A 22565-nucleotide genomic window follows, 5' to 3' on the forward strand; every position below is an offset into this window, starting at 1 on the left:
GGGTTAAATACTGGATATTTTGCCAGTGTTCGCCCGGTGGGTACAGTGCTCAGGCGGGGGCGGTGCTGTCACCCTGCCGGTCGCGCCGGCGCAGCGCCAGTTCGGCGATATAGGAAGAGAGAAATACACGACCACTCAGTTGTGCCAGGAAGCGGGAGCGGCTGAGGCGGTCCAGTACCGGGCCTTTGACCTCCGCCAGGTGCAGCTGGATGTCCCGCGCAAGCAGGTCGCGGTTGATCTGCTGTAATCGCTCCAGCGCGGTACCGTCGATCCGGCTGACCGAAGACAGGATCAGCACCAGGTCACGGGTCTCCCGGTTACGCTTCAGTTCGGCCATCAGCCGCTCCTCCACGGCATTGATATTGCTGAAAAACAGGCTTTCGTCGATACGCACGAAGAGAATTCCCGGCTGTGTCTTGACCGTGTGCCGCAGGACGTTGCGAAAATGCTCGGTGCCGGGAACCCGGCCCACCACGGCGATGTGTGGCCGGCTGGTGCGCCAGATCAGGGTGGCAAAGGAGAGCCCTATCCCAATACCGATACCGGCTTCCACGCCGAACAGGACCACCCCGAGAAAGGTGCCGGCCATCGCCAGGCCATCGGTGCGGTCGTAGCGCCAGTTATGCAGGAACCCGGAAATGTCGATCAGGCTGCTGGCGGCCACGATGATGGTGGCCGCGAGTACGCTCAGGGGCAACATTTCGAAGGGGGTAGTGGCATACAGGAGGACCAGGGCCAGGATGGCGGCCGCGATTACCCCGCTTAATGGTGACCTGGCGCCACCCTCCTCGTTGATCGCAGTGCGGGCGAAGCTGCCGGTCACGGCAAAGCCGCCGGAAAAAGCACTGAAAAGGTTGGCCGCACCCAGTCCCCGTAGTTCCGCATCCGGGTCCAGCCGCTCGCGCCGGCGCAGGGCAATTGCATGGGCAATGGAGAGGCTTTCGACAAATCCCAGGAGGGCAATGATCAGCGCCGGTAGCAGCAGGCTGAAAGTCATGCCCCAGTCCGGTGCCGGTAGCCCGATTTCCGGCAGGCCGGCGGGGATCGCGCCCACGACGGCCATCTGCCGGTCCCACTCCAGTGTCCAGGAAAGCGCGATCGCCACCGCCACAACCACCATCGGGGCCAGGCGCGCGATAAGTTTGGCGCGTTTCTTCTTCACGCCGGCCCGGCGCAGCAAATAAGACAGCCACAGGCGTGCCGCACCGAGCAGGAGCAGCGCCGCGATACCCACCATCGTGCCGGGGGAGACGATATAGGGCAACTGCTCGACGGTCTCCGGCATCATCTCCAGTGCGGTGTCGCCTTCGGCTTCAATACCCAGCAGGGGACCCAGCTGGCCGATGATGATCAGTGTGGCGGCGCCGGACACGAACCCGTGGATCACCGGGTGGGAGAGCATGTTGGCCAGGGCCCCCATACGCAGCAGGCCCATCATGAACAGGAAGATGCCGCTCAGGGCAGTCAGGGTGATTGCCCCGAGGATCCAGTCCGGGCTGCCGGGCGTGGCCAGGGGGGTGAGGGCGGAGGCGGTCATCAGCGCCAGTACAGCGACCGGCCCCACGGACAGTACAGAACTGGTTCCGAAGATGGCGTATCCCAGCAGGGGCAGCAGGCTCGCGTAAAGGCCGATGTGGGGGGGCAGGCCGGCCAGCGCGGCGTACGCCAGGGCCTGGGGGACAATCATCATGGTGGCCAGTACGGCGGCGAGCGTATCCCCCGCCAGCCACTGGCGCTCGTAGTTTCTCAACCAATTGGGTACGAGTGTGCTCGCCCGCATGCTGCCGCTGTCCCGTTATCTGTCGGTACCCGGGGAACCAGGTGCTTTACCGCAGTCCCACTGCAAAGATAGACCTGATCCCCGGGTGAAGGCAGCGGCCTTTATCAGGCGGGCTGGGGCTGCCGTTGTAATGCCTGGAAAGCAGTCATGCCCACCAGCATGGCCAGGGTGAATACCACGGCCTTGAGCTCGCCCGCGCCGGTGGCAACCACCGCCGGACCGGGGCAGAAACCTGCGAGCCCCCAGCCGGCACCGAACAGCAGGCTGCCGACGACCAGTGGCCGGTCGATATCGTTGCTCGTCGGTATCTTCAGCGGCTCGTCCAGCAGGGATTTCTGCCGCCCTTTCGCCCAGGTGAACACCGGCAGTCCAACGGCAATGGCTCCGGCCATTACCAGTGCCAGTGAGGGGTCCCAGTTACCCGCGAGGTCGAGAAAGGCCAGTACCTTTTCGGGGTTGGCCATGCCGGAGAGCAGCAGGCCGAGACCGAAAACCAGGCCGGCAGCGAAGGCAGTAATGGTTGTCTTGTTCATGGATCAGGCTCCCAGCAGGTGGCGGACAGCGAAGACGGTGGCAAAGCCGGCGCCCATGAAACACAGTGTGGCGACCAGCGACCGTGGGGACAGCCGGGACAGGCCGCAGACGCCGTGGCCGCTGGTGCAGCCCGAGCCATAGCGGGTGCCGATGCCGACCAGCAGGCCAGCCGCGACCAGCACCGGGTAGCCAGCCTCGATATGGATTGGCGGCAGTTGCGCGAACAGCAGCCACAGGGAGGGGATAGCCAGCAGGCCGACGGTAAATGCAAGTCGCCAGCTGGTTTCTCCTGCCTGGCGCGCCAGCAGCCCGCCGAGGATGCCGGAGATGCCGGCGATACGGCCATTGGCCAGCAGCAGCAGCGCGCTTGCCAGGCCAATCAGCGCGCCGCCGGCAAGCGCTGACCAGGGGGTAAAGGCATTCCAGTCAATAGTCATGGATTGGGTTACTCCGCACAGTAAAGTTCATACAGGGTTTGCAGCAGTGTCAGGACCTTCGGGTCGGCTATGCGATAGAACACATGCTTGCCTTCCCGCCGGGTAATGACCAGGCCCTCGCGCCGCAGCACGCCCAGCTGCTGCGACAGGCTTGGCTGGCGGATGTCCAGCCGCTCTTCCAGGTCGCCCACGCAGAGCTCTTCCTGGCTCAGCTGGCACATCAGCAACAGCCGGTCAGGATTGCCCAGGGAGCGCAGCAAGGCAGAGGCATCCCCCGCCGAGGCGCGCATCTTGTCGAGGCTGATCGAGGATGTATCGGGCATGGGATCTTCCAACTGGCTGCCACAATGATTAACGGGATTATATTATATTGATTTATAATATATTGAAAAGTATATTGTTGCTGTAACCCAGAAGTTAGTTGGAGGCCAGTAATGACTGCCAGTTCAAATCGACCCCTCGTCAAGCCGTTCCTGGATCCGGATACCGAGACCTGGAGCTATGTCGTTTACGACCGAGCCGGCGGGTCTGCGGCAGTGGTTGATGCCGTGCTCAACTTTGATGCGCCCTCTGGCCGGACCAGTACCGAAGGTGCCGACGAGATCATCGAGTTCGTGCGTGCCGAGCAGTTGACGGTGGAGTGGATCCTGGAGACCCATGCCCATGCAGACCACCTGGCCGCGGCTCCCTATATTCGCGACCAGCTGGGCGGGAAAATTGCTATCGGTGACCATATCCGTGAAGTACAGACCATCTTCCGTGATGTATTCAATCTGGAAAAACAGTTCCTGGTGGACGGCAGCCAGTTTGATCACCTGTTTCACGATGGCGACACATTCACAATCGGGGACCTCGAAGGCCGGGTAATCTACTCTCCCGGGCATACCCCGGCGGATATGGCGTGGCTGATCGGCGATGCGCTGTTTGTGGGGGATACCCTGTTTATGCCGGATGTAGGCAGTGCGCGCTGTGATTTTCCGGGCGGGGATGCACGCAAGCTGTATCACTCGGTCAAGCATCTGCTGGAACTGCCGGAAGAGACCCGTATGTTCATGTGCCATGACTACCCGCCGAAGGGGGAGCGACAGCACCAGTGCGAGACGACGGTCGGCGAGCAGCGACGCAGCAATATCCACCTGCGCGACGGCGTCACTGAGGACGAGTTCGTGAAAATGCGCACAGAGCGCGACGCGACGCTGGGTATGCCGCGCCTGATTATCCCGTCGATCCAGGTCAATATCCGTGCGGGCCAGATGCCGCCGGCCGAGGACAATGGCGTCGTCTACCTGAAAGTGCCGGTGAATACACTGCAGTAACCGTAAACCATAATTTCCGGCGGGCCATGTGCCCGCCTATGGAGGTATCCATGGAAGTCAAGCAACTCGATGCGCAGGTCAGCGTCTCTGACCAGTGTGGCCCGGACGCCATGTCGCAACTGGCGGATGCGGGTGTGCAGGTGGTGGTCTGCAACCGTACCGAGACCGAAGCCGAAGACCAGCCTAGCTTTGCCGAGCTCGAAAAAGCAGCCCGGGAGCAGGGCATGGATTTTGTGGCCATTCCTTTTGCGCGTGGCCAGATGACCCGCGCACACTGCGAGGAATTCCAGCGGGTGCTGTCCGGTGGGCAACGTATCCATGCGTTCTGCCGCACCGGTAATCGCTCCTCCAACCTCTGGGCGGGGGCAAAGTGCCTGGCCGGAGAGGACCCGCGGGATTTACTGGAGCAAGCACGTGCCGCCGGCTACGACGTGTCCGGCGTAGTCGCAACCTTTGCGCCCTGAGCTGCGGTGCGATTCGTCGAACATCAATAGCGGATTATCCGGAACATGCAAAACGGGCCGAACTTTCTTTCCAAGTACCTGCCAATTCTCCAGTGGCTGCGAGACTACGATGGCACAAGTTTCAGCCGGGATTTTCTCGCCGCGATAATTGTCACCATCATGCTGATCCCGCAGTCGCTGGCGTACGCGCTGCTGGCGGGCCTGCCGGCCCAGGTGGGGCTGTACGCGAGTATGGTACCCCTGGTTGCTTACGCGGTATTCGGGACCAGCAGGACCCTGTCGGTGGGTCCGGTGGCGGTAGCGTCCCTGATGAGTGCGGCGGCCCTGGGTGAAGTGGCGGTGCAGGGCACCGGGGATTATCTGCTGGCTGCGGCGGTGCTGGCCATTCTGTCAGGTTTGTTCCTGGCCCTCATGGGAATATTGCGGCTGGGTTTCCTGGCCAATTTCCTTTCACACCCCGTGATCTCGGGGTTCATCACCGCCTCTGGCCTGTTAATAGCGCTCAGCCAATTGGAGCATCTGCTGGGTATCAATGCCCAGGGCGATACGGTCACGAAGATGGCGGCTTCCCTGGTGCATGGGCTCGACAGCGTGAACCCCTATACCCTGGGCACAGGTGTGGCGGTGGTCGCTTTCCTGCTCTGGTCGCGCGCTGGCGCCGTGCGGTTACTGGGTAAACTGCCGATTTCGGACCACGCGGCAGGCATGCTGGTAAAGGCTGCCCCGGTGGTGGGGGTGATCGCCACTATTGCAGTTGCCGCCCAGTTTGGTTTCGAGGAAAGGGGCGTGGCCCTGGTGGGCCGGATTCCCGGCGGACTGCCCGATTTATCCGTTCCTTTTCCCTCGCTGGAGCTGGTGCAGGCACTCTGGGTTCCGGCCATCATGATTTCCATCATCGGCTATGTGGAATCGGTGTCGGTGGGCAAGACCCTGGCGGCGAAGCGGCGTGAGAAAATCGATGTAAACCAGGAACTGGTTGGGCTCGGCGCCGCCAACCTGGGGGCGGGCCTCTCCGGTGGTTTCCCGGTAACCGGCGGTTTTTCCCGCTCGGTGGTCAACTTCGATGCGGGTGCCGTGACACAGATGGCCAGCATCATGACGGCGGTTGGCATTGCCCTGGCGGCGATGTTCCTGACGCCCTATCTCTATTACCTGCCCAAGGCCACGCTGGCGGCGACCATTATCGTCGCGGTCCTTACCCTCGTTGATTTCTCCATCTTGCGCAAGACCTGGCATTTCAGCCGCAGCGACTTTTTTGCGGTGTCGATCACCATCGTGGTGACCTTGCTCTTTGGTGTGGAGGCAGGGGTCTCCTGTGGCGTGGGTGCATCAGTGGCCCTGTTCCTCTTCCGGACCTCCAAGCCGCATATTGCCGAGGTGGGCCTGGTTGAAGGCACCGAGCATTTTCGCAACATCCGGCGGCACAGGGTGCTGACGGTGCCGGAGATCCTCACCATCCGTGTTGACGAGAGCCTGATGTTTTCCAACGCAGCTTTCCTGGAAGAGCGCATTTACAGCGACCTGGCGGTAAACCGGCAGGTGCGCCATGTGATCCTGATGTGCAGCGCCATCAACGAGATCGACTGGAGTGCCCTGGAAGTGCTGGAGGCCCTCAACCACCGGCTGGATGAGCTGGGCATCCGCTTGCACCTCTCGGAGGTGAAGGGCCCGGTGATGGACAGCCTGAAGCGCACCGGTTTCCTCGCCCACCTGTCCGGTAAGGTTTACCTGACGCAGTTCCAGGCCTTTAATGCGGCCCGTGCCCAGGTGGCGAGCGGGTCGGCATCCCGCGATCTGGCCGCCGCAGCGGCAGCGGGCTCCGAATCGGCCTGAAGCCGGGAGCCGCTGGCCACTGCAGCAGACCCGGGGCTCAGCCGGGCGCGACAACCTCGTGGCCGGCTGACCGCCAGGCGCCCATGGAGCCCAGGAACACATCGACATTCTGGAAACCGGCGCGTAGCAACACCGACGCGGCGACAGTGGCCCGGGCACCGCTGGCGCACATGACGGTGTAATGCCGGTCCCGGGCAAGCTTGTCCATCTCCTGTGGCAGTTTGCCTGCATAGATCGTCTCGGCACCCTTGATGATGCCCTGTTCCACTTCGCCCTTGCCACGTACATCCAGCAGGGCCCAGTTGTCTTCGCCCTTGTCGATCCTTTTCTGCACGTCATCCGCGTCGATTACCTGCACGCGTTCGAAAGGGCGCGCACCTGCCGCCCAGCCGGGCATGGCGGCATCCAGGTAGCCGAGGATGCAGTCGTAGCCAATACGCGCCAGGTTACGGGCTGCCTCTTCAGCCTGGGCCGCACTGTCCGCAACCAGTATCAGCTCATCGTTTTCATCCAGGAACCAGCCGGCAAAGGCCGTGATCATATCCACGGGCAGGGCGAGGCTGCCGGGAATATGGGCACCGAGGAAAGGCGCGATGCCCCGGACATCCACCAGCGTCGCCTTGCGGGACAGCTCCTCGAACGCCTGCATGTCCAGCACCCGGGGGGTAACGACGGATGCGACGGGCGCGGCGCCCTCGAGATTCAGGCGCTCCATTACACGGAAATAGGGCGGCTGGTAGTGGTGCTCATTGACTTTACGCTTTACGAACTCGTCCCGCTTTTCGATTCCCAGCATCGGGTTGTTCCGGCGCTCATAACCAATCGTGGAAAAATCCCGGTCGGCCATATTGTCGCCGCATACAGAACCGGCGCCGTGAGCCGGGTAGACAATCGCCTGGTCGCCAAGCCCAGTAATTTTCTTCAGGCTGTCGTAGAGGTTGCCGGCCACCTCCTCGGCGCGATCGGGATAAAAGTCCGTGCGCCCGACGTCGCCGACAAATAGCGCATCGCCGGTAAACACGCCCACTGCTTCATCGCCGAAGTTGTCGTCGTAAATTGCAAACGAGAGGCTGTCGTCGGTGTGTCCCGGCGTTTCCAGCACCACAACCCGCATCTGGCCGAAGGAAAAGGAGTCGCCCTCACGAACGGTGTCGGCATAGACGACTTCATCTGCGGGATTGGGGCCGTGGTGAACCGGTGCGCCGGTGATGTCCGACAGGATGGGGGCGCCGGAAATGAGGTCCTCGTTGCGGTGGGTCTCGAAAATATGGGTGATGCGGCACCCTTTTTCGCGGGCAATTTTTGCGTAGATTTCGCAGTCGCGGCGCGGGTCAATGACAGCTGCTTCGCTGCCATCGCCGATCAGGTAGGAAATCTGTGCCAGGCCGGGTGACTTGATGGATTCGACAAACATTGGACCTCCAGTAAGTGGTCGGTGTCGGGTTCGCGGACGGTGCGAACTCGCCCGCGGAGAATGTGCCCAGTAGCCTAATAAACTGCAGGGAGCATGTGCAAACAGAAAAATTTTCCCGAAGAGTCGATGTAAAAGTTTAATGCAGGCGTCGGGACACGCTGCGAATTACTGCCCTGCCAGCTTAAAGCGTTGCTGGAGACCGTCCCCGTATGGCCGCTCCCATACACCCGGCAATCAGGGCGATTGAAAAATACAATGAAAAGGGCCCGCCAGCATGAAGGGCCCGGGTGACTCGCGCGGGGAGCCTAGGAATGTTCCGGCGTGGAATTTTCGCTCGCCGAGGACGTCGCTTCCCCCGCGTCGATTTTCCGGAGGAACTCGAGCATCATTTCGTTGACCGCTTGTGGCTGTTCCAGTGCCGTCAGGTGCCCGGCCTTGGCGATCATCTCCAGTCGCGCCCCCTCGATACCGTCGGCAATTTCCCTGGACAGGTGTGGCGGCAGGGAGCGATCGTCGTCGCCGACGATCACAAGTGTCGGCTTGTCTATCAGTCCCAGTCGGGAAAGCAGTGAGTCGCGCCTGCAGAGGGCATTGACGCCGTGGGCAATGGTAGGCATGGGCACGCGGGCAAATTCTTCCTGCCATTCATTGACCAGGTCGCGCTTGTTGACGAGCGTGAAGTTACCGAACATCAGCTTGTTTACCTGCGGTAACAGCAACCGGATCCCGAAGATGCGCGCCGCGAGAACCATGAGGCGGTAACGCATCTGTTTGAGCATTTTTTCCGGCCCCGCGTGGGTATCCATAAGGATAAGGCCACCGACGCGCTGTGGTGCCTTGACTGCCGCCCGTAGTGCGATCATGCCGCCGATGGAGAGGCCCGCCCAGACGGCGCTGTCGATCCCCTCGCGGTCCAGCACCGCGAGCGCGTCCTCCATCAGGTCGTAGAGGTTGAATGGTTGCTGCGGTACTGATGACTTGCCGTGGCCGCGAATATCCACGGTGATGACGGTGTAGTGCTCTGCAAGGGCCTCCACCTGCTCGCGCCACATGGCGCCCGAGCACAGGAAACTATGGAGAAGTACCAGGGCGGGCCCGCTGCCCTGGATCTCGTAGTGAAGGGCGAGGCTGTCTCTCTGAACGACTGGCATGGCTGCATCCTTTCTCTGTGTATTTTCGACATGATATCGGGTCCGGTTACCGGTTGCCTGTTCTGCTGCAGCCGCCGGTCCATTACCCGGAACCAGAGCACGGGCACGGCTGCCAGCAGCATCATGCCGGGACAGCCGGTGGGCATCTGCGGGTTGCCGTTGTGGTAGCGAAGTACCGGGTGTTAGCGGCTCGCGCGGAAATGATGATCGGAGTGGCGCGACAGCTCAAACAGCGACAGGTGCCCAACCAGGTGGTTGGCGTTCCAGGAGTGCGCCGGCGTCACCCCTCCGTTACGACCGTATGCCAGCTGCCCGCGGCAGGGCCCGTAGTGCTTAATGTAGTTGACAGTTTCAGGTAGCAGTAAGCCTGTCAACGCAGCGAGCACGAAATACAGCAACACCCTGGCATCGGGCCGCGTACCGATGACGATCCCCAGCGCGAGCTGGACCAGTTGGCAGGGCACTGTGTGGCTGTTCAGGCCAAACGGTGATTGGCCGCGCCAGTGGAGCGCCGGGCAACGCAATGCAACCCGGTCGGCATCCGGGCGGCGCTATCGGGTCCGCTACGGTCGTATCTCCTGTTGGCGCATGGGCATACTGTCGATACGTTCGAAGAGTCCCTCAAGGTCGAGTTTCCGGTAGCGCACCTTCACCGTCCCGTCCTTGCCGATCAGGACCACTGTGGCACCGGGGATTTCGTCGCCAAAATAGCGCTGTGCCAGGGCCTCTCCGAACCCGGGTGCCAGCGGTCCGGCATAGTTGGTCTCGATCGCCGGTGGGGTCAGCCGAAACCACACCAGGTCGCGCTCGGCTATTTCGACGCGCGCCTCACGCAGCCGCTGCGGGTAACCGGCAGTGGCGGGGTCGCCGCGAATCAGTAGTACCCGCTTCTGCCACACGAGCGACGACAGGTCCTTGAGCGGTGGGGGACTGGCGGCAGCTCCGGCTGCCAGCAACAGTGCCAGCACGGCGCCCATCAGTAAGATTGATTTGTTCACACCGCCTCCTCGCATATGAGCTGTCAGCGCAATGTTAGTCCCGGTTGCCTGCACTGCCCAGCGGGCGCACCGGCCGGTCCGGCTTGGCGTACTGCAGCCGGTCCAGGCGCCGCGTGCGGTGGTAGCTGTCCAGGCCGCTCACCGCCACCGTGCCAAGGCGCTCGATATCGATATAGCCGTCTTTCGCGATGGCCGCCTCGTCAGTCTCCAGGTACTCGATCTCGCCGATGACCATCACGGTGCCATTGACCCGCAGGGTCTGGTGCTCCACCAGCCGGCAGGCATAGCGCAGGCGGCTCTCGGCCACGAAAGGCGCAGGGCACACAGGGCAGGGCGCGGTGTGCAGGCCGGTGGCATCAAACTCGGAAACCTCCCGTGGGTAGCGGGCCGAAGTCTGGTGGGATTGTTGCCAGATAGCGTTGTTCACCTGGTTTACCGTAAACCATCCAGTGGCGAGGATATTGTCCAGCGTGTGGCGCTCGACACTGTCCGGTCGGTTGATAAACGCCACCAGCGGAGGATTTGCGCCCAGGTGCACCAGCGAGCTGAACATGGCCAGGTTGGCGTTCCCGGCGGCGTCGACCGTACCGATCAGGTTGGCGCTCTTGAAGCCGGACAAGCTGTTGACCAGGTTCACCCGGTACAGTTTGTCCAGTTGGTCGAAATCAGCGCGGTGCCAGTGTCTGGTGAACTCCAATGGATCTCCCGGTTATCTGCAGTGGTCGTCGGGGCAGCGGCATTGCCCGGTCAGGAGTCGTGCGATGCGGTCCCGGTGCCGGGCAAACAGGCGATAGGACAGGTTACTGAGAGGGCGGATCGGTCTCCAGCGCAACCACCGCACCCAGTGTCCCTTGCCCACGCGGGACCAGGCCTCCACAGTCACATCGAGACCGGTGATCACCCGCCCGTCAGGCATTTGGGCATGCAGTACCGCCATCGCGCGTTCGCGGTCCACCTGCGGGTAGCGCTCCGGGAAGCCAGGGGAATTGATGTCCACAAAGTTCACGCGGTGGTGGGTGTCCCAGCGGCGCAGGTGTCGGATCTCCCGCATGCACAGCGGGCAGCCTCCATCGTAAAACATTGTGAACCTGTTGCCGGTCAAGGTATCCCCGCGTTCTTGCTGCCGATCCTTTCCACCTGCGCTTCTACCTGCGCTTCCACCTGCGCTTCCACCAGCGTTGCTACGTACGCCAGTATAGTCGGGATCACCCGGAATCCGCCGGCCTGTTTGCCGTCAGGACTGGTTCAGCAGGTGGGCAACAGTGGCCAGCAGCGCAACAATCACCGGCATCCACAGTACCGGCGAGGCCGCCCGGCGCAGGGGTTTGGAGCCGGCGGCCCGATAGCTGGTCTGTTCCGACCGGCCATAGAGCCAGTAGCTGGCCACAAACACAATGAGACTGGCCAGAAACGTCAGCAGGGCGAAGGCGGGGGCGACGGATACTTCACCTGCGCCAAAAAACGAACTCACCAGGTGCCCGGCTGCCGCTGCCACGGGAATAACGGCCATATACAGGGCCCGCTGAATTTTCGGCTGTGCGGTAGTTTTTGCTGGTTGTTGTCGCATGGCTAATTGATTCGTTGCTGCAATCGAGGCCCGGCCGGGCGCAAAGCAACTTGCCCGGCACTGTAAATCCATCGGGGCGCTCAGTGTAAGTAACAGGGTGGCTGTAGGCAAAATGAAAGCGAGGCCAGCCTGGCAGTCCTTCTGTCAGTCTGTCAGTGGCGTCTCCTGGGATAAAAGCACGCCAATGGCGCCCGGCCATGAGGAAGGGTGACGATCCCGATCTAGTCTTTAACTGTGGGGCGCCAGTTGCAGTCCAGGTGAAGCAGGGAGTAGTCGGCGTATGAACAGGGCGGCACAGTTTGGTTGGTTGGTATTGGTTCTGGGAGTAGCGGCGGCCTCACCTCCTGTTGCCGCAGAGTCACTACTGCTGGACAGGCCCTGGATCATGCCTTTTGACGTCAACCAGCGTTTCCGGCCGGCTGACCCCGGCCATACCCCGCCCGATGAACCGACCCAGCAGGACATCTACGAGTTTGCCTGGCAGAGCTTTATTGCCCTGAACTGGCCCTATCGGGAGGGCGGCCTGCGTGGCGAGCCGGACCCGCGGGCGCGCCTCGCCCCAATCTCCAACACGCCAGATCCCGAGCGGGTGGTTGTCTGGGAGACCTACATGTCCCCGGAGACGGTGTTCGTGCATCCGCAGCAGTGGCCGGTGGTGTGGGGCCAGCCGGACTTTACCGGGCTGCAGCGTGTGTCGACGCCGCCCTGTTACGTGGGCGACTATGCCTACGGTAAGCCATTCGCGCCCGGTATCAACCAGCCCTATACCAATGCCAATGTCCCTACCGGCCCGGTGGTGGACCAGAACCAGCGTTACCTGCGGGTGGAGGTGACCCAGAGCCAGCCGTATTTCACCTATATCAAGCAGTTCGGTTACTACGATGCCGATATCCAGACGCGGGCAGTCGGCAAGTACATCAAGTACGCCAACGCCAGGAATGCAGCGCCACCACAGGCCATGCATCCCGGGGACCGGGCCAGCCGGTTTTTCCAGCCGGTCCCCGACGGTACCGAGTTCTTTATCGATCCCCTGCCACCCTGGGCGCAGCAGGGCATGACCGAGGTGAAGGCAGCCTGGAAGGTATTGAAGACCGAAGGCGAGGATGCGGATGTCCCCGGTCGCTATTTCCGCCGGGTGCTGCAGTTCCCGTTGCCCGATGGCTCCCTGAGTGAACCAACCCTCATGGGCCTGGTGGGATTCCATATCCACCGGGTGACGCCCTTCGGCCACCTGCCGTCCACCTTCGAGCATATCGACAACGTGAAGATCGGCAGGAAACTTTTCGACCCACTGCCGAAACCCGCGCGGCCGGCGCTTAACCCCGGGGGCGAGAACGGCAGGCCGGCCAGGTATCCCAATGGTTACGAGGTGAACGGTGAGGGCGGGGTGGCCAATGTGATTCCGGCGGCCTATAAAGCCGGCGAAGACCTGCTGCCCCGCGATGAGCGGGAAATGGTCAATGTTTCCCGGGTAACACCCATCCCACCGGATGTGCAGCTGGTCAATTACAAGTACCAGGCACTGTTGAGGGACAGCGTCTGGTCTTACTACCAGCTGATCGGTACCCAGAACAAGAACCTGCGTGAGCCCAACCCGCGCCTGGGGCCTGGTATCCCCGGGCCCCAGCACTCGAATGTACAGAACCTGGTGAACACCACCCTGGAAACCTACACGCAGAAAGGGTTCAGCTGTGCCCGGTGCCACCTGAACGCCTTTCCGCACGGCGTGGACAGTTTTCCCCCGTACGAGTCCCGCTTTGAGCACCTGCACGTGATGAGCTTCCTGTTGCTGAATGCCAAGCCCGGCAGCCAACCCCCGGGGGAGTTTGAGTGCCTGAAGCCCGGGTATTGATTCGGGCTTGGGGGGAATGTGTGGGGTTAACCTGCGTCCAGGGCCGCCTCGACGGCCTGCTCCAGGTTGTCGGCCAGGGCCAGGGGCGGTGCCATCAGGGCATGGTAGGCGGCGTCCTGGCGCCGTACCCAGACTGCCCTGAGCCCCGCAGCCAGCGCGCCGTTGGTGTCCCATGCGTGGGCGGCAATCAGGGTGGCCTGCGCAGGTGTAGTTCCGGCCTTTGCGGCGGCCTGGCGGTAGACGTCCGCCATCGGCTTCCAGACCTGCAGCGCCTCGATCGAGAGGATATCGTCCACCAGCGGCGCCAGCCCCGCGCGCTGCACCAGGCCCTCCGTATTCTCCCGCGAGCCATTGGTCAGCAGGATAGCCCGTGTGTCCCGGGATGCGTGGACCCGCTCCAGGGCAGGGCGGACATCCGGGTGTGCTGGCAGGCGGGAAAATTCACCGAGGATGGGTTTAATGTGCTTCTCGTCCATCGGAAGTCCCTGGTTGGCAAACAGCACTTCCAGGGTGGCGCGGGCAATCGCCGGGAAGGGCTGGAACTGGCCAGTGGCGGACAGTGCAAACGCATCCCGTAGCAGCTGCGCGAAAAACAGCGGTGCGCTCTGCCCGGGCAGGCCCAGTTCGGTAAACCGGTCGCGCAAGGGAGACAGCGAGAACAGGGTCTCTATCACATCAAAAAAAATAACGCGGTCAGACATCGCAGCTCCCACTCTTCAGCACATTTAGCTGGCACCCTCGGCATCGGATTTGCCCCGCAGTTCCGCCAGCAGTGCAGCGGGACGGATCGGGATCTCCCGCATACGCACGCCCACGGCAGCGAAGATGGCATTGCCGATCGCCGGGCCGACTACGGTGGTGGCCGGTTCGCCCAGGCCCACGGCGGTTTCCGTGCTGTCGACAAACTCCTGTTCAATCTCCGGGACATCACGCATACGCAGGGGGGTATAGGTATTCAGGTTGGTGTCCGCCACGTTGCCCTCTTTAAACGTGGTACCTTCGCAAAGTGCCATGCTCATGCCCCACAGCGCCGCGCCCTCCACCTGGGCCCGGGCACCGTCGGGATGCACGATAGTACCGGCATCGGTGACCAGTGTGAGCTTTTCCACAGTGGGCTTGCCGGTCTCCCGATCGACGCGGACCCGCGCAACGCAGGCGGTCCAGGTGGGCATATTGCGTTCCTGCCCGTACGTGGCAGCCACGCCCAGACCGGTGTCCGCGGGCATGTCATCGCCCCAGCCAGAAATTTCCCGCACCCTCCGCAGCACATTGGCCTGGCGCGCCGCACCGCCGACCGAGTTGGGGGCACTGCCGGCATTCCTGCCCTCGGCCTTGAGGCGCCGCAGGCGGAATTCCAGGGGATCCTCGCCGGCCTTGTGGGCGGCCTCGTCGATTGCGCTCTCCAGCGCCCAATTGACCCAGCCGGAGCCCACCGACCGCAGCCAGCCGGGCCTGAAGGTGTCGTTGGCCAGGTCGTTGGAAATCGCCCGGACCCGGTGCCCGTCCATGCTGTACCAGTGCAGGGCGCCCTGGATCGCGAAGGGATCGTACTTGCCATTGACACCATCGGCCATAAAGCCCGGGGCCATTACCTGGGTGGGCCAGCCGGCGGTGGCGTGGTGCTCCATGGCGGTGATCTTGCCCTGGCTGTCGAACGCCATCCGCACCCGCTGTACCGAGGGCGAGCGGATAGAGTCGAAGCGCGCGTCATCCTCGCGGGTCAGGACCATTTTCACCGGCCGCCCCAGTGCCTTGGCCGCCAGGGCCGCGGGTACGGCGTAATCGCCATTCAGGCGCCGGCCGAATCCCCCGCCGAGCATATAGGTGCGCATGACAATGTGTTTCTCGGGAACCCCGAGCGCCTTCGACAGGATGGGCAGGATCAACGATTGCCACTGGTTACCGGTATGTATCTCCCAGCGGCCGTCTTTCTCCTGTGCGATCGCATTTACCGGCTCCAGCTGGAAGTGCAGTACCCCGTGCGTGATGTACTCGGGTTCCAGTATATCGGCGGCATCGCTGAACGCCTGGTCCACGTTTCCCTCGTCCAGTACCAGGGTACCCTGGTCGGCGGCGCCGATCAGCTCGCGCCCATGGTCGAGCAGTGCCTGTTCATCCACGCCGGAAGTCTTGCCGGGAGCCCAGTCCACCTTGACGCGTTGCACCGCCTGGTTGGCGGCGTGGAAACTGTCGGCAATCACCATGGCCCAGCCCGGCACCGTGCCGGAAGGGTCCTCCAGCGTGATGGTCTGGCGGTAACCCGGGATCTTTTTCGCGGCACTGTCGTCGATGCCGTTGATGGCTGATCCATAACGGGTCGGGGGAATGATGGGGCGGCCGTAGACCATGCCATCAAGTTTTGCGTCGAGGCCGTACAGGGTGCTGCCGTCGGTCTTGCCGGGAATATCCAGCGCACGGGCCTGGCCGCCGATCACGCGGCGCTCCGACGGCGGTTTGATGGGCATCTGCTTCAGCTGCTCGTCGGTAAAGCTGCGGCTGATATTGCCGTCGCTGACAATATCGGCGTAACTGATGGAGCGGTCGCCGGCGATAACCCGGCTGTTGCGTGCCCGGCACTGATCCGGGGACACGCCGAGTTTCCTGGCGCCTTCCTCGATCAGCACCTGGCGGCCGGCGGCGCCTGCGTGGCTCATGGGGGTGAAGCTCTGCCATACAGACCAGCTGCCGCCGGTCACCATGTAGCCCCACTTGGGATCGCTGTCCACATGATGCAGCTCCACCTGTGCCCAGTCGGCCTCCAGTTCGTCCGCGACGATCCGTGCCAGCGCGGTACCGATATGCTGGCCCATTTCCGCCTTGGCAATATTGACGATGATGCGTCCGTCCGGCTGGATCTGGTACCACACGGTGGGCTCGAAGGCCCCCTCGGCCACGGCCTTCGCCGGGTTCGCGAGCCCCTGCGGTGAGCGGGCGAAGGCCAGCGTCAGGGCGGCACCGGCCATGCCGATAAGGAAACCCCGGCGCCCGGGGGAGGGCAGGTCCGTTGCCTGTCCCGCTTCGTGCCGATCACCGGATGGCGCAGCATTGTTACCAGTCAGGTACTTAAGCATGGCTGGCCTCCCGGGTGTTGCCCTCGTCGTCCGGCACACCGGCCTGCATACGGCGCGCGGCCATCCTGATTGCCTCGCGGATACGAACATAGGCCATACATCGGCACAGGTTACCGCTCATTACCTGGTCGATCTGTTCATCGGTGGGGTCGGGGAAGTCCCGGAGCATGGCGGCCGCCTGCATGATCTGGCCGGGCTGGCAGTATCCGCATTGCGGCGTCTGGGCCTCGACCCAGGTATCCAGCAGAGGATGGCCATTCTCCGCCAGGCCCTCGATGGTGGTAACCACAGTGTTCGCCACGCTACTGACGGGAGTAATGCAGGAGCGCGTGGCCCGGCCATTGACGTGCACCGTGCAGGCGCCACAAAGGCCGATGCCGCAGCCGAACTTGGTGCCGGTGAAGCCGATATCATCGCGGATGACCCAGAGCAGCGGGGTGTCCCCCGGAACGTCCACTGTAACGGGCCTGCTGTTGATCTTGAATTTTGTGGCCATGCCTATTCTCCCGTGTGTTCCGCCGTGCCTGCCTGCGCCTGCCGGTGTAATTCGCGTAATTCCGCCACCCGCTGCCGCAGGTTTTTCCATTCCGGCAGGCCAGAGCGCCGCCGCAGGAATTGCGCCAGCTCAACCAGGTCCGTGTCGCTGAGCCCGGAGTAGCCGGGCATGACCAGGATGGGGGACCCGCTTTCGGTACCGATACCTTCGAGCAGCACCCGTATCAGGTTGGTGGGATCATCCGCGGTCACCGCGCTGTTCAGGCTTAACTCTGCGCGTGCCGCCATCGGCTGCTGGGGCGAGTTGTAATGGCAGGCGGCACAGGCACCGATGTACAGGGCTTCGCCGGCGCTGAGGTCCCCCCTGGCCCGCTGCTGGGCGGCGGTGATAAGTTCTGCGGACCGTGCCTGTGTATTGACCGGCTGTGTATCCCCGGACAGGGAAGCCATGTAAGTGGCCAGGGCGCGGATATCATTGTCCGGGGCCCGCTTCAGGCCCCGGTGTACCACCTCTCCCATGGAGCCCACGGCAACCCCGTGGTAGTCGGAAAGGCCGCTGCGCAGGTACTGGTAGAGTGTGTCGCTGTCCCAGTGCACCGGAACCGGTTGGCTGTCGTCGAGGGCAGGGGCATACCAGTTGTCCACCAGTGCCCCGGCATAGGCCCGGTCCTGCTTCTCGGCCCCCATCGCGTTCCTGGGGGTGTGGCAGGCACTGCAGTGCCCCAGTCCTTTGGCCAGGTAGGCGCCGCGGTTCCATTGTTGGCCCTGTTCCGGGTCTGGCTGCCAGGGCTCGGGGTCGAAAAACATCAGTTTCCAGCCCCACTGGAGGAAACGCAGGTTGAACGGGAAGCGAAGCGCGTTCTCTGGCGGCGTGTAGTCGATGGCTTCCCGCGTCATGAAATAGGCGTACAGCGCATCCAGGTCATCGTCGGTGATGTTTTTGAAGTGGGTATAGGGAAAGGCCGGGTAGAGGTGGGAGCCGTCTGCGGAAACCCCCTCGCGCATGGCCCGGAAAAAAGCCTCCCGGGACCAGCCCCCGATACCCTGTTGCGGGTGGGGGGTGATATTGGTGGCGTACAGCGTGCCAAACGGTGTCGGGAAGTCCACGCCGCCGGCGTAGGGTTTGTCCGGGGATGCGGTGTGGCAGGTACCGCAATTGCCGATGCCTGCGAGCACCCTGCCATGCTCTATCTGGTCGGGAGTGAAACGACCTTCGTCCACGTCACTTTCCGCTGAGAGCGATGGCTCCCAGGCCGCCAGCACCAGTCCTGCGACAAGGACGATGCTCGCGATGAGGGGCTGGTATTTCCTCATAGGTAGTCGCTCCCGTGTGTGGCCTTCTTATTGGTGATGTTACAGGAGCGGGGTGCTGGTGACCGGGTGCAGTTCGCGCTGTTAGGCAGCGCCTGGACCCGGAAAGTCCCTGTTCCCTTGGCGCTGGTGTAACGCGACCTGCGCTGGTGCTTACGAGGACACCTTATAGCACTGGCAGGGGCGGTGAATACGTGCCACTTCCGCTTCGGTCGACAATCGGCGCCTATATCAACATTTTTATCGATAATGTTGGATTATTGTGCAGGTTGCATTGGCTACCTGCCGATCAGCGATGCTTGACAGCGCTTCATCGTCCGGCTGAAAACCCTGCTGGCCAGGGGGCAGGAAAAGCGGGATGGTGTTCTTCCGGTCAAGTAAACAGGCTAAAGCGGAATGCGGAGAGTTTTACCCTTCAGGCGGAGACTGTCGGGCGTTTGTCAGGGTCCTGGGCCGGTAATGGCCATTACTGCCATGCCAGCGAAGCCAGACACTGTCGTCAACCGTTACGTTGACTGCTGGCAGCCCCCTGGCACCGGTATGAAAGTGCCGGTAAAACTCCCCGGTCCCACCATGGGAGAGGCGTTTGAAAAATGCGTACCCGCCGCGCAGGAAATTATCGAAAGAGGGGACAGGGTTGGACATCCACGCATCCTGGTTACAGCGCACTTCATGCAGCTTTAATCCTGCGTCGTATGCCTTATCCCGCATCCACTTCAGGGATATCACCGCCAGGGGATCGTCACCGTATCCCCCTCCTACATTGGCATGAGCGCCGATAAACCAGCGTTGCTCCACATCTTCCTGGTGGACTTTTTTATCGCCTTCAGGGTGGGTCCAGAGTGCGACGTTGTAGGCTTCCCTGAATTCATCCAGGGCAACAGCGTGATAGGCATAACGGACGATCTTGGATAGCTGCGTATCATGCCAGGCAAATTTTCCCTTCTCGGACAGGAAGGTACCGGGCACTCCCAGGCTCCCGACGGTATCCCATACCCCGATAAAATGAATCCTTACATCCTGGCTATACCGGCGCCTGAACTGCTGGCATATCCAGGAATCCGGATGATATTCCTTGGTCCTGTATATCTGCTCCGCGCGCTTCAGCAACTGTGGTGTGGAAATATGCAGGAGCCCGCACTTGCGCATCATGCCCACCAGGCTCCTGGCTGTGTACGCGCCCCGGCTGAAGCCGAGAATCCAGATCTCGTCGTCAGAGGTGTAGTTCCGGGCCAGCCAGTCGTACCCCTGCCGCAGGTTCTCACTAAGCCCGAAGCCAAATACGCCACCACGGAACCTGGAGCGTCGGGAAGTGCCGACGCCGGGATCATAGAAAAACCGCTGGCACACGCTGCCATCGTAATCCCTGATCAGGCGTGAGAACTGGTAGACGTTGGTCTGGTCCTCGGGATCATTCCAGGTCCCATCGAAAAGTAAGATAAGGCGCTGTTTTGGCATGGTATTACCCGCCCGGTCGAGAGGGTTGGTATCGTGAGTTGAGGATAGCCTGGATAAATACTAGAAGATTGACCGGGCTGACCTGCGCCATCAGGTGAGGGGAGCAGGATAGCCTGCTGCCATCAATGCAGAGCAGAGGGTGATTTACGGTTTTGGTGCCGGTGTCCCGACAGGTGTCCATACTCGTTGATCAGGGCCTGCCCCGATAGCACAGGCGTTTACCGTTGGCTCCGGGGAATCGACCCATTGATTTTATCAATAACATCGATTGGCGTTGATTCTTTCCCGAGTTACCTTTTTGCCCCGGTTTCTGCTGCAGTACGCTGGATTTTTCTTATATTTCCTACGGGTATTCCGCACTGCGAATCCGGAGGAGACACTGCCATGCCTAATAAAACGATATCCCTGTGTGGGGCTGTCACGCTGGCGCTCGCGTTACTGGCGTCAACCGGCCCTGTGGTGGCGCAAGATCCGCCACAACCGGGAAAACCGAAATCCAACCAATTCTGGTGGCCGGACCAGCTAGACCTGTCCCCCTTGCGAGCCAACGGCGAAGCTTCCAACCCCCTGGGCAGCGATTTCAATTACGCCGAAGCTTTCAACAGCCTGGACCTCAAGCAGGTCAAGAGCGATATCGAGAAAACGCTGAAGACTTCACAGGACTGGTGGCCGGCAGATTATGGCCACTATGGGCCCCTGATGATCCGGATGGCCTGGCACAGTGCGGGCACTTACCGCGTGGCAGACGGTCGCGGCGGTGCCGGTGGCGGCCAGCAGCGCTTCGACCCGCTCAACAGCTGGCCAGATAATGCCAACCTGGACAAGGCGCGACGCCTGCTGTGGCCGGTCAAGCAGAAATACGGGGAAGCGCTGTCCTGGGCCGACCTGATGGTACTCACCGGCAATGTGGCGCTGGAATCCATGGGCTTCAAGACCTTCGGCTTCGGTGGCGGTCGTGAGGATGACTGGGAACCGGACCTGGTGTACTGGGGCCCGGAGACGAAGATGCTGGAGCACAAAGAGCGCTTCAAGGACGGCGGGAAGCTGCAGAACCCCTTGGCCGCCACGGTGATGGGTCTCATCTATGTGAATCCTGAAGGGCCGGGCAGTAGTGGCGACCCCATGGCCGCGGCGGAAAAAATTCGCCTCTCCTTTGGCCGCATGGCCATGAACGACGAGGAGACTGTGGCATTGATTGCCGGCGGCCATGCCTTCGGCAAGAACCATGGCGCCGTCAAGCCCGACTGTGTCGGCCCCGAGCCCGCAGCAGCGCCAATCGAGGAGCAGGGATTCGGCTGGAAAAACAAGTGCGGAGAGGGCAAGGGCAAGGACACCTTCACCAGCGGGCTGGAAGGCGCCTGGACCGTAACCCCAGTCAAGTGGAGCAACAATTACCTGCAGAACCTCTACAACTTCGAGTGGAAACAGGTCAGGAGCCCGGCAGGGGCAATCCAGTGGATACCCAAGAATGAAAATGCCAGGAACCTGGTGCCGGATGCGCACGACCCCGACAAGCGTCATGCGCCGGTGATGCTGACCACGGACCTGGCGCTGAAAAAGGACCCCGCTTACCGGAAAATATCCGAGCGTTTCAAGAACAACCCCGAGGAACTGGAAGAGGCCTTTGCCAAAGCCTGGTTCAAGCTGACCCACCGGGACATGGGGCCAAAGTCCCGCTACCTGGGCCCGGAAGTGCCCGACGAAGACCTGATCTGGCAGGACCCGGTGCCCAAAGTAGATCATAACCTGATCAGTGACGGGGATATCCAGCAGCTGAAGGCGAAGATCCTGGATTCCGGGCTCACGATCCCGCAGCTGGTCCGTACCGCCTGGGCCTCGGCCTCTACCTTCCGCGGCTCCGACCTGCGTGGCGGTGCCAACGGGGCGCGTATCCGGCTGGAACCGCAGAAGAACTGGCCGGTGAACGACCCGCAGGAGCTGGGCAAGGTACTGAGTAAGCTGGAGGGCATCCAGCAGAACTTCAACAAATCCGCATCCGGCGGCAAAAAGGTATCGCTGGCGGACGTTATCGTGCTGGGCGGCACCGCAGCGGTGGAGCAGGCGGCGAAAAAAGCCGGCCACAACGTGAAAGTACCCTTTAAGCCCGGTCGCAGCGATGCCACCCAGGAGATGACGGAAGTGAAGTCCATCGCCTTCCTGGAGCCCAAGGCTGACGCCTTCCGGAATTTCTACGGCAAGGATAACAGCATGCCCCCGACCGAAATGATGGTCGACCGCGCAGACCAGCTCACCCTCACCGTGCCGGAGATGACCGTACTGATCGGTGGCATGCGCGCCCTGGATGCCAATACGGGCGGCGTCAAGCACGGTGTGTTTACCGATAAGCCCGGTACCTTGACCAATGACTTCTTCGTGAACCTGCTGACGATGGATACGGAATGGTCCAAGTCCTCAAAAGGCGAGGGCATCTACGAGGGCAAGGATCGCAAGAGCGGCAAGGTCAAGTGGACCGCCACCCCGGTGGACCTGATATTTGGTTCCAACTCGGAGCTGCGGGCTGTGGCCGAAGTCTATGCGACAAAGGGCGGCGAGAAGCGCTTGGTAAATGACTTCGCGGAGGCCTGGGCCAAGGTGATGAACCTGGACCGGTTCGACAAACCCAAGGGCGGTTCGCAACAGACCGCTGGCAGGTGAGCAATATGACAGTAAAGGGGCCGATTGGCCCCTTTATTTATATATTTGGGTGGGAAGAATGAGGGTGTCCTGGCATTGAATGATCCCGGAAAGGAGAAGCGCTGTATCTGGTGGCGAATCGGTGTCTACTAAACGTGGGTAAGTCTTACTCTTAACGCCAGTGGTAATGGGCGGCAACGGAGCACAGCATAGTTGGCGTCCCATTGACCACCTTGTTATAAACTCTGCT

Annotated in this window: 20 protein-coding genes; 5 read left to right on the top strand and 15 right to left on the bottom strand. The window is 61.9% G+C overall.

The window, feature by feature from the left end; all coding sequences use genetic code 11:
* Positions 1 to 49 precede the first annotated feature (49 nt).
* The 4 genes from LVD11_RS16615 to LVD11_RS16630 all read right to left on the bottom strand — a co-directional run bounded on the left by LVD11_RS16615 (position 50) and on the right by LVD11_RS16630 (position 3074).
* Positions 50 to 1780 carry a SulP family inorganic anion transporter gene (locus LVD11_RS16615; protein WP_237060798.1) on the bottom strand — a complete coding sequence of 577 codons (1731 nt, stop codon included), beginning with the start codon at positions 1778 to 1780 and terminating at the stop codon, positions 50 to 52.
* Between the two features lie 104 nt (positions 1781 to 1884).
* Positions 1885 to 2313, bottom strand: coding sequence for a YeeE/YedE family protein (locus LVD11_RS16620; RefSeq protein ID WP_237060800.1), 429 nt, complete (start codon positions 2311 to 2313; stop codon positions 1885 to 1887).
* A 3-nt stretch (positions 2314 to 2316) separates the two neighbouring features.
* Positions 2317 to 2751, bottom strand: a complete 435-nt coding sequence (locus LVD11_RS16625) for a YeeE/YedE family protein (protein WP_237060802.1) — start codon at positions 2749 to 2751, stop codon at positions 2317 to 2319.
* An 8-nt stretch (positions 2752 to 2759) separates the two neighbouring features.
* The gene (locus LVD11_RS16630) at positions 2760 to 3074 is read right to left on the bottom strand and encodes an ArsR/SmtB family transcription factor (RefSeq protein ID WP_255775831.1); all 315 of its coding nucleotides are present in this window, start codon (positions 3072 to 3074) and stop codon (positions 2760 to 2762) included.
* A 111-nt stretch (positions 3075 to 3185) separates the two neighbouring features.
* Here LVD11_RS16630 and LVD11_RS16635 point away from each other — a divergent pair, with 111 nt between their 5' ends.
* From LVD11_RS16635 to LVD11_RS16645, 3 genes are read left to right on the top strand one after another with little or no spacing between them, the layout of a single operon-like run.
* Entirely contained in the window at positions 3186 to 4067 is an 882-nt protein-coding gene (locus LVD11_RS16635) for an MBL fold metallo-hydrolase (RefSeq protein ID WP_237060804.1), read from the top strand.
* Positions 4068 to 4117: 50 nt separating this feature from the next.
* Positions 4118 to 4531 (top strand): protein tyrosine phosphatase family protein, encoded by a 414-nt coding sequence (locus LVD11_RS16640; protein ID WP_237060806.1) that lies wholly within the window; start codon positions 4118 to 4120, stop codon positions 4529 to 4531.
* A gap of 45 nt (positions 4532 to 4576) precedes the next feature.
* A complete protein-coding gene (locus LVD11_RS16645; protein ID WP_237060808.1) occupies positions 4577 to 6364 on the top strand; it encodes a SulP family inorganic anion transporter in 1788 nt (595 codons plus the stop codon).
* A gap of 37 nt (positions 6365 to 6401) precedes the next feature.
* Here the strand turns inward: LVD11_RS16645 and LVD11_RS16650 are convergent, their stop codons facing one another.
* The 6 genes from LVD11_RS16650 to LVD11_RS16675 all read right to left on the bottom strand — a co-directional run bounded on the left by LVD11_RS16650 (position 6402) and on the right by LVD11_RS16675 (position 11437).
* Positions 6402 to 7778 (bottom strand): MBL fold metallo-hydrolase, encoded by a 1377-nt coding sequence (locus LVD11_RS16650; protein ID WP_237060810.1) that lies wholly within the window; start codon positions 7776 to 7778, stop codon positions 6402 to 6404.
* A 305-nt stretch (positions 7779 to 8083) separates the two neighbouring features.
* A complete protein-coding gene (locus LVD11_RS16655) occupies positions 8084 to 8929 on the bottom strand; it encodes an alpha/beta fold hydrolase (RefSeq protein WP_237060812.1) in 846 nt (281 codons plus the stop codon).
* A gap of 563 nt (positions 8930 to 9492) precedes the next feature.
* Entirely contained in the window at positions 9493 to 9927 is a 435-nt protein-coding gene (locus LVD11_RS16660; protein WP_237060814.1) for a DUF4174 domain-containing protein, read from the bottom strand.
* Between the two features lie 34 nt (positions 9928 to 9961).
* Positions 9962 to 10624 (bottom strand): flavin reductase family protein, encoded by a 663-nt coding sequence (locus LVD11_RS16665; protein WP_237060817.1) that lies wholly within the window; start codon positions 10622 to 10624, stop codon positions 9962 to 9964.
* Positions 10625 to 10636: 12 nt separating this feature from the next.
* Positions 10637 to 11008: a thiol-disulfide oxidoreductase DCC family protein gene (locus LVD11_RS16670; protein ID WP_255775832.1), complete on the bottom strand. Its 372-nt coding sequence runs from the start codon at positions 11006 to 11008 to the stop codon at positions 10637 to 10639.
* A gap of 153 nt (positions 11009 to 11161) precedes the next feature.
* Positions 11162 to 11437, bottom strand: coding sequence for a hypothetical protein (locus LVD11_RS16675; protein ID WP_237060821.1), 276 nt, complete (start codon positions 11435 to 11437; stop codon positions 11162 to 11164).
* Positions 11438 to 11774: 337 nt separating this feature from the next.
* On the opposite strand from LVD11_RS16675, the gene LVD11_RS16680 reads away from it, so the two are divergent.
* On the top strand, positions 11775 to 13346 hold the full coding sequence (locus tag LVD11_RS16680) for a hypothetical protein (protein ID WP_237060823.1): 1572 nt from the start codon (positions 11775 to 11777) through the stop codon (positions 13344 to 13346).
* 26 nt (positions 13347 to 13372) lie between these two features.
* Here LVD11_RS16680 and LVD11_RS16685 read toward each other — a convergent pair whose 3' ends face one another.
* From LVD11_RS16685 to LVD11_RS16705, 5 genes are all read right to left on the bottom strand, one after another.
* Positions 13373 to 14047, bottom strand: a complete 675-nt coding sequence (locus tag LVD11_RS16685; RefSeq protein WP_237060825.1) for a haloacid dehalogenase type II — start codon at positions 14045 to 14047, stop codon at positions 13373 to 13375.
* 24 nt (positions 14048 to 14071) lie between these two features.
* Positions 14072 to 16417: a xanthine dehydrogenase family protein molybdopterin-binding subunit gene (locus LVD11_RS16690; protein ID WP_237060827.1), complete on the bottom strand. Its 2346-nt coding sequence runs from the start codon at positions 16415 to 16417 to the stop codon at positions 14072 to 14074.
* A complete protein-coding gene (locus tag LVD11_RS16695) occupies positions 16410 to 16913 on the bottom strand; it encodes a (2Fe-2S)-binding protein (protein ID WP_237060829.1) in 504 nt (167 codons plus the stop codon). The genes LVD11_RS16690 and LVD11_RS16695 overlap by 8 nt, the downstream gene beginning before the upstream one ends.
* A gap of 2 nt (positions 16914 to 16915) precedes the next feature.
* Positions 16916 to 18226 (bottom strand): cytochrome c, encoded by a 1311-nt coding sequence (locus LVD11_RS16700; RefSeq protein ID WP_237060832.1) that lies wholly within the window; start codon positions 18224 to 18226, stop codon positions 16916 to 16918.
* Between the two features lie 405 nt (positions 18227 to 18631).
* Positions 18632 to 19681, bottom strand: coding sequence for a T6SS phospholipase effector Tle1-like catalytic domain-containing protein (locus LVD11_RS16705; RefSeq protein ID WP_237060834.1), 1050 nt, complete (start codon positions 19679 to 19681; stop codon positions 18632 to 18634).
* Between the two features lie 384 nt (positions 19682 to 20065).
* On the opposite strand from LVD11_RS16705, the gene katG reads away from it, so the two are divergent.
* The gene (gene katG / locus LVD11_RS16710; protein ID WP_237060835.1) at positions 20066 to 22336 is read left to right on the top strand and encodes a catalase/peroxidase HPI; all 2271 of its coding nucleotides are present in this window, start codon (positions 20066 to 20068) and stop codon (positions 22334 to 22336) included.
* The last annotated feature ends 229 nt before the right edge of the window (positions 22337 to 22565 follow it).

This window comes from Microbulbifer sediminum (assembly GCF_021729035.1).
Taxonomy (GTDB): Bacteria; Pseudomonadota; Gammaproteobacteria; order Pseudomonadales; family Cellvibrionaceae; genus Microbulbifer; species Microbulbifer sediminum.